At 71.8% G+C, this 2,168-nt stretch carries 3 protein-coding genes; all 3 read left to right on the plus strand.

Translation table 11 applies throughout. The features are described 5' to 3' along the window. A partial coding sequence (locus ELR45_RS24450) for an ATP-binding cassette domain-containing protein (RefSeq protein ID WP_165368072.1) occupies positions 1-862 on the plus strand: 862 nt, incomplete at its 5' end. Further along, entirely contained in the window at positions 859-1,962 is a 1,104-nt protein-coding gene (locus ELR45_RS24455) for an ABC transporter permease (protein ID WP_129668685.1), read from the plus strand. The genes ELR45_RS24450 and ELR45_RS24455, both read left to right, overlap by 4 nt. A gap of 2 nt (positions 1,963-1,964) precedes the next feature. Beyond that, a partial coding sequence (locus ELR45_RS35755) for an ABC transporter permease subunit (protein ID WP_420813942.1) occupies positions 1,965-2,168 on the plus strand: 204 nt, incomplete at its 3' end.

Below are 2,168 nucleotides of genomic sequence, written 5' to 3' on the forward strand. Positions count from 1 at the left end.
CGCGCACACCCGGTCGACCCTGGCCACGCTCATGGTCGGCGCACCCGCGACCGGTACTTATGAACGCGTCAGGAGCACGCCGCGACAGCCGGCGGATATCCCACCGCGGATCCGCCTGGACCAGGTCAGCCTCGGCAGGCTCGTCGACTGCACGCTGGACGTGCACGCGGGCGAGATCCTCGGCGTGGCGGGCGTCGACGGCAACGGCCAGGCCGAGCTGGAGAGCGTGCTCGTCGGGCTCGACCAACCGGAGTCCGGACGCGTCACCGGCCTCTCGCACGATCCCCGGCAGCCCCGTGCCCGGGTGGACGCCGGCGTCGCCTACATTCCCTCCGACCGCTACCAGCGTGCGCTCGCCGGCGAGCTGACGATCACGGACAACCTCGAGCTCGGTCGCGGACCGCGCTGGCGACACCGGCGGGAGCAGCGTGAACGCCACGCGGACGGGACGCTCGGGCCATGGGACGTCCGAGGTGGCGGTCCGCGCACGAGGGTCTCGGCGCTGTCCGGAGGCAACGCCCAGAAGGTCGTGTTGGCCCGGGAGATCGACGGCCGGGGACGGGACCGCCGGGAACGCGGCGCCCGGCCGGACGTGGTGATCGCCGCGTACCCGGTCAGAGGGCTCGACCCGGGCGCAAGTGAGACCATTACCCACCGGATCGTCGAAGCGTCCGAAGCCGGCGCCGCGGTAGTCTGGTTCGGAGCCGAACTGGACGAACTGCTGGCGGTCTGCGACCGGCTCGTTGTGCTGGTCGCCGGCCGTCCGGTCCGGCTATTCGACCCGCCGTTCGATCGCGACGCGATCGCGGTCGCCATGGGTGGCGCGGCACACGAGCCGGCACGAGCGGTGGGCACCGCATGACGGCTGCGCCAACGATCAACGAGCCGTCCGGCGCCGCCGTCGAAGGACCCGGCGGGTCGCAAGAGACGTCCTGGCTGCGGCCGAAGGGGCCCGTCCTGGACGTGCTGATCCCGCTCGCGTCGGTCGCGGCGGCCTTGGTCGCCGGCGGCGTGCTCATGCAGCTGCAAGGGGTGGCGGCCGGCTCTGCCTACGGTGAGGTGCTAACCGGAGCGCTCGGCTCGACCCGCGCGCTGCGGAACACATCGACGGCCGCCACCCCGCTGGTACTGCTGGCCCTGGGCGTCGCACTCGCCTACCGGGCGAAGCTATTCACGATCGGCTCCGAGGGACAGTTCGTCGTCGGTGGGCTCGCCGCGCTCGCGTGGGCGACCAGCGGGCTCGCTGACGGGCTCCCGGCCGCGCTGCTTGTCGGCACGGCGGCGATCGCCGGCATGGCCGGTGGAGCGGTCTGGTCCGGTCTCAGCGCCGTCATGCTCAACCGGTTCAAGGCCAGCGTCGTCATCACCAGCATTCTGCTCAACTATCTCGCGATCGCGCTGCTGACCTGGGCGGTGCGCGTGGGTGTGCGGAACGACGAGTCCTTCACGCCGAAGAGCCTGCCGATCGGCGACGCCGCGCTGCCGGACATCGGGGGCAGTGGCCCGCACGCGGGCGTCGTCGTCGCCCTGCTCGCCGTTCCAGTCGTCGCTGTCGCCCTGAACCGGACCCGATTCGGTCTGCGGATCGCGGTCATGGGATCCAGTCCGGGCGTCCTGCGGACCAACGAGGTCAGCACCGGCCGGATGACGCTCGGCGTGCTCGCCTGCGCCGGGGCGCTCGCCGGCCTCGCCGGATACGTCCAGGTGGCGGGTGTCGCCACCACGATGACGCCCGCCTTCTCCACGGGACTCGGCTTCACCGCGATCATGGTGGCCCTGCTCGGGCGGCTGCATCCGGTGGGCGCGCTCATGGCGGCCGTCGCCATGGCCGCCATCTCCGTCGGCTTCGACTCCGCCGCCCGGGTATTCACCATCCCGTCGAGCACCTCCACCGTCGTGCAGGTGCTCATCGTGTTCTTCTTCGTCATCGGCGAGACCCTCGCCCACCGCAGGAGGCGATGACGATGACCATCGAGACGATCCTGACCTTGGGCACGCTGACCGCCGCGCTTCGCCTCGCCATCCCGGTCGCCGTCGCGGCGCTCGGCGAGCTGATCACCGAGCGCGCCGGCGTACTCAATCTCGGGCTCGAGGGCACGATGCTCTGCGGTGCCCTGGCGGGTTACCTGGCGACGGAGTCGACCGGGTCACCGTGGTGGGGGCTGGTG

It is taken from the genome of Phytoactinopolyspora endophytica, assembly GCF_004138495.1.
Taxonomy (GTDB): Bacteria; Actinomycetota; Actinomycetes; order Jiangellales; family Jiangellaceae; genus Phytoactinopolyspora; species Phytoactinopolyspora endophytica.